Origin of the sequence: Streptomyces globisporus (genome assembly GCF_003501885.1) — a bacterium.
Lineage (GTDB): Bacteria > Actinomycetota > Actinomycetes > Streptomycetales > Streptomycetaceae > Streptomyces > Streptomyces globisporus_D.
On record NZ_QWFA01000299.1, the window covers coordinates 1 to 4,703 of the forward strand.

At 71.5% G+C, this 4,703-nt stretch carries 6 protein-coding genes; 4 read left to right on the plus strand and 2 right to left on the minus strand.

Annotated features, from left to right (window positions below):
• Window positions 1-27: 27 nt before the first annotated feature.
• Window positions 28-1,374 carry a 6-phospho-beta-glucosidase gene (locus tag D3105_RS32275; protein WP_118906396.1) on the plus strand — a complete coding sequence of 449 codons (1,347 nt, stop codon included), beginning with the start codon at window positions 28-30 and terminating at the stop codon, window positions 1,372-1,374.
• Between the two features lie 79 nt (window positions 1,375-1,453).
• On the opposite strand, the gene D3105_RS32280 is transcribed toward D3105_RS32275, so the two are convergent.
• Complete coding sequence (locus D3105_RS32280; protein WP_118906397.1) at window positions 1,454-1,891, minus strand: hypothetical protein; 438 nt, start codon at window positions 1,889-1,891, stop codon at window positions 1,454-1,456.
• Window positions 1,885-2,361, minus strand: coding sequence for an ATP-binding protein (locus tag D3105_RS32285; RefSeq protein ID WP_118906398.1), 477 nt, complete (start codon window positions 2,359-2,361; stop codon window positions 1,885-1,887). Before D3105_RS32285 ends, D3105_RS32280 begins: the two co-directional genes overlap by 7 nt.
• Before the next feature lie 207 nt (window positions 2,362-2,568).
• On the opposite strand from D3105_RS32285, the gene D3105_RS32290 reads away from it, so the two are divergent.
• The 3 genes from D3105_RS32290 to D3105_RS32300 are packed head-to-tail and all read left to right on the plus strand — an operon-like array spanning window position 2,569 to window position 4,521.
• Window positions 2,569-3,429 carry a helix-turn-helix domain-containing protein gene (locus tag D3105_RS32290; protein ID WP_118906399.1) on the plus strand — a complete coding sequence of 287 codons (861 nt, stop codon included), beginning with the start codon at window positions 2,569-2,571 and terminating at the stop codon, window positions 3,427-3,429.
• Window positions 3,429-3,665: a DUF397 domain-containing protein gene (locus tag D3105_RS32295; RefSeq protein ID WP_010058136.1), complete on the plus strand. Its 237-nt coding sequence runs from the start codon at window positions 3,429-3,431 to the stop codon at window positions 3,663-3,665. The genes D3105_RS32290 and D3105_RS32295 overlap by 1 nt, the downstream gene beginning before the upstream one ends.
• Window positions 3,666-3,711: 46 nt before the next feature.
• On the plus strand, window positions 3,712-4,521 hold the full coding sequence (locus D3105_RS32300) for an SAM-dependent methyltransferase (protein WP_118906400.1): 810 nt from the start codon (window positions 3,712-3,714) through the stop codon (window positions 4,519-4,521).
• The last annotated feature ends 182 nt before the right edge of the window (window positions 4,522-4,703 follow it).

The window sequence follows — 4,703 nt, forward strand, 5'->3', positions numbered from 1 at the left end:
CTCCGGCCGCCCGTACCATCGAGCAGCGTGAAGCTGACAATTCTTGGCGGTGGCGGATTCCGGGTGCCTCTCGTGTACGGGGCCCTCCTCGGCGATCACGCCGAGGGCCGCGTGTCCCGGGTCACGCTGTACGACACCGATACCGACCGGCTCACCGCCGTCGCCCGCGTCCTCGAGGAACAGGGCCGGGACATCCCCGACGCCCCCGCCGTCGTCGCCACCACGGAACTCGACGAGGCGCTGCGCGGCGCCGACTTCGTCTTCTCCGCCATCCGGGTCGGCGGGCTCGCCGGCCGCGCCGCCGACGAACGGGTGGCCCTCGACGAAGGCGTGCTCGGCCAGGAGACCGTCGGCGCCGGAGGCATCGCGTACGGGCTGCGGACCGTGCCCGTCGCCCTCGACCTCGCCCGGCGCATCGCCCGGCTCGCCCCGCGGGCGTGGGTCATCAACTTCACCAACCCGGCGGGCCTGGTCACCGAGGCCATGTCCCGGCATCTGGGCGACCGGGTCATCGGGATCTGCGACTCGCCGGTCGGGCTCGGGCGGCGCATCGCCCGTGTCCTGGGCGCCGACCCGGACCGGGCCTGGATCGACTACGCCGGGCTCAACCACCTCGGGTGGGTGCGGGGGCTGTACGTCGACGGGCGCGACGAACTGCCCAGGCTGCTCGCCGACCCGAAGCTGCTCGACTCCTTCGAGGAGGGCCGCCTCTTCGGCGCGGAACTCCTCCGGTCGCTGGGCGCGATCCCCAACGAGTACCTGCACTACTACTACGTCAACCGTGAGGCCGTACGCGCCTACCAGGAGGCGGAGCAGACCCGGGGAGCGTTCCTCCAGGACCAGCAGGAGGGCTTCTACGCCCGGATGCGCGAACCCGGAACGCCCGCCTGGGACACCTGGGACCGTACCCGTGCCGAACGCGAGGCGACGTACATGGCGGAGAACCGCGAGGTCGCCGGGGCGGGGGAGCGGGAGGAGAGCGACCTGGAGGCCGGCGGCTACGAACAGGTCGCGCTCGCTCTCATGCGGGCCGTCGCCCGCAACGAACGTACCTCGCTGATCCTCAACGTCCGCAACCGCACCACCCTGTCGGTCCTGGACGCGGACGCCGTCGTCGAGGTGCCCTGCCTCGTCGACGCCAACGGGGCGCGCCCGGTGACCGTCTCGCCGCTGCCGTATCACGCGGTCGGCCTCGTCACCGCCGTGAAGGCCGTGGAGCGGGCGGTGCTGGAGGCGGCGGAGAGCGGGTCCCGCGCGGCGGCCGTCCAGGCCTTCGCCCTGCACCCGCTGGTGGACTCCGTGACGGTGGCCCGGCGGCTGCTCGACCGGTACACCGAGGTCCACCCCGGGCTCGCCTACCTCGACCGGTCCTGACCCGGCCGGGAACACGACCGAACGAGACGGGCCCGACCTGACCGGGCCCGGCTCGTTCGGTCGTGGGCTCTGCGCCCGGTCAGCCGGACGCCACGACGCTCCGCGGACCGGGGGCGGCCCAGCTCGGGGCCACCCCCGTCACCTGGCAGACCATCAGGAACAGCGGAATGGGCGGGGTGTACGGGGTAAGGGCGTCCGGTGAGTGGATCAGCCGGGGGCGCCCGCCGGGCACGGCCGCGTCACGTGCGTACGTCACCTGCTCGGGCCAGTCCAGGTCCAGGTCGGAGCCGGCCGGGACGATCCACCACCAGCGGTCCGCGTCGGCGAAGACGCAGCCGGTGCGCGGCAGATGGGACATGAGGCGGAAGCCGTGGCGTGCGGGCACCCCGACCGCGTCGCAGCCCAGGGTCGCCGACATCGAGGGCGGCAGCGCCAGTCGCACCCGGTCGCCGCGGGCCTCTTCGGGCGTGCCGCCCCGGTGTGCCGAGCGCAGCCGGGACAGCGCGCTCCTCAACACGGCCGGTCCGTGCCGGACAGCTGCTCGGCGCCGTGCGGCAGCTCCGCCCAGACGATGCGCCCGGAGGCGTCCCCCGCGTCGTGCGACCCCCAGGCGCTGCTCATCGCGTCGACGAGGAGCAGACCGCGGCCGTGCTCGTCGTCGGAGGAGGGGCGCAGCCTCGGGCCGCAGGGCTGGTGCCCCTGGTCCTGCACGGCTATCCGCAGCCGTCTGCCGAACCGGCTCAGCTCGCAGACCACCCGGGTGCTCGCGGTGTGCACGATCGCGTTGGTCACCAGCTCGGAGACGATGAGGACGGCTGCGTCACCGACGTCCCGGCCCAGCTGCCAGGCGTCCAGCCGCGTTCGCGTCAGCTCCCGGGCACCGGCCACCGACTCGGGGTGCGCCGGCAGCGCGAAGCAGTAACGGAGCGCCTCCGTCCCGGGGCTGAGGTCCGCGAGCCGGGGGATGAGCGCACTGCCAGGTGCCACGACCGATTCCTCACAGTGGGGGCTGCGTCACGCTTCGTTCCCCGGGTGCTCGGGGGCGGGCATGACTGAGCGAACTGGTTCGGGAGTCAACTCTCCCCCTGACGATGACACTTGGCAAGGGGCACTCTGAAATTTCCAGAGTGACTGTGTCGTTGGGAGCGCACGCATGGCACACTGCTCGCAAAACAGCGCATGGGGAGGTCTGAAGTGAGCGAACCGCGGTCCGCCCCGACCGTGGGCCAGGTCGTTCTCGGCAAGCGCCTGCAGGATCTGCGCGAGCGTGTCGGTCTGACCCGTGACCAGGCGGCGAAGGTCCTCAGGGTCGCCCCCGCGACGATACGCAGAATGGAGACGGCCGAGGTCGGCCTGAAGATCCCCTACGTCCAGCTGCTGCTGAAGGCGTACGGCGTCGCCGACCAGGAGGCCGAGGCCTTCGTCGACCTGGCGGAGGAGGCGAACAGGCCGGGCTGGTGGCAGCGTTTTCACGACGTGCTGCCCGACTGGTTCAGCATGTACGTCAGCCTGGAGGGCGCCGCGAGCCTGCTGCGCATGTACGAGCCGCACTTCGTGCCCGGCCTGCTCCAGACCGAGGACTACGCCCGCTCCGTGATGCGGACCGGGGCGGTCGGCCAGACGCGGCCCGAGGACATCGAGCGCCATGTGGCGCTGCGGATGGAGCGGCAGTCGCTGCTGGCCAAGGAGGACGCCCCCCGACTCTGGGTGATCATGGACGAGACCGTCCTGCGGCGGCCCGTCGAGAGCGCGCAGGTGATGCGCGGGCAGATCGACAAGCTGCTCGAAGCGACCGAGCTTCCCCATGTCACCCTGCAGATCGCGCAGTTCGCCTCCGGCCACCATCCGGGAACCTACGGTCCCTTCGTCCTGTTCCGGTTCGCCGTCCCCGAACTCCCCGACATGGTCTACAGCGAGTACCTGACCGGTGCCGTCTACTTCGACGCCCGACCCGAGGTGGCCTCCTACCTCGAAGTCATGGACCGCATGGCGGCTCAGGCCGCAACTGCACAACGCACGAAGGAAATCCTCCGGGACTTCCGCAAGGAGCTGTGATGAACCACATATACAACGGCATGCCGGCCGGTGACCTCGGCTCCGAAGGCTGGTACAAGCCGTGGAGCGGCGGGAACGGCGGGAACTGCATCGAGGCGATGAAGCTCGCCGACGGGCGGGTCGCCGTACGCCAGTCCGCCGACCCCGACGGTCCGGCTCTCATCTACTCCAACGGCGAGATCGCCGCGTTCATCCAGGGCGCCAAGGCCGGCCAGGCCGACTTCCTGCTCACCTGACAGACCACCCCTCCTCTCCACGGACCTCTGACCACGGAGCGCGCCAATGACCGGGCAAGAACCCCACTCCATCGAGATCGACACCAGCAAGCCGCATCCGGCCCGCATGTACGACTGGTTCCTCGGCGGCAAGGACAACTACCCGGTCGACGAACAGATGGCGCGCCAGCTGCTCACCCTGGACGCGCGGGGCCGTGACATGGCGCGGGTCAACCGGGCGTTCATGCACCGGGCGACCCGCTGGCTCGCCGAGCACGGCGTCCGCCAGTTCCTGGACATCGGCACCGGCATACCCACCGAGCCGAACCTCCACCAGATCGCCCAGCAGGCCGCCCCCGACGCGCGCGTCGTCTACTGCGACAACGACCCGATCGTGCTGGCCCACGCGGCGGCCCTGCTCCGCTCGACGCCCGAGGGGGCCACCGAGTACATCCAGGCGGACGCCCGCAAACCGGAGACGATCCTGGCCGAGGCCGGCAAGGTGCTGGACTTCGAGCAGCCGATAGCCCTCTCCCTGCTGGCCCTGCTGCACTTCATCGACGACGAGGACGGCGCGGCCGCCCTGGTCGACAAGCTGGTCGACCAGTTGCCCTCCGGCAGCTATCTGGTGCTCTCGCACACCACAGGCGACTTCAATCCGGAGGGCGCGGCGCAGGCCCGGGCCATGTACAAGGCGCGCGGCATGACGCTGCGCCCCCGCAGCCGCGCCGAACTGACGGCGTTCTTCGACGGCCTCGAACTGGTCGAACCCGGAGTCTCCCTCTCGGCCGACTGGCATCCCGAACTCGGCGAGGTCATCGACGTCGCCGGCGACGAGCCGATCCCCGGCTACGCGGGCGTCGCGCGCAAGCCCTGACGTACATCCCGTCACCGTCGGCCCGGGCACGGGGCGGGCCGACGGCGGTGCGGCACGACGTGTGGGCGGGCCCCGGCCACCACGCGTCACAATGGACCCATGTCACGACGAACCTCCCGACCCCGGGGGACCGCCGCCCCGAGGATCACCCCCGCCTCCCCGTGCCCCTGCGGCCTGCCCGC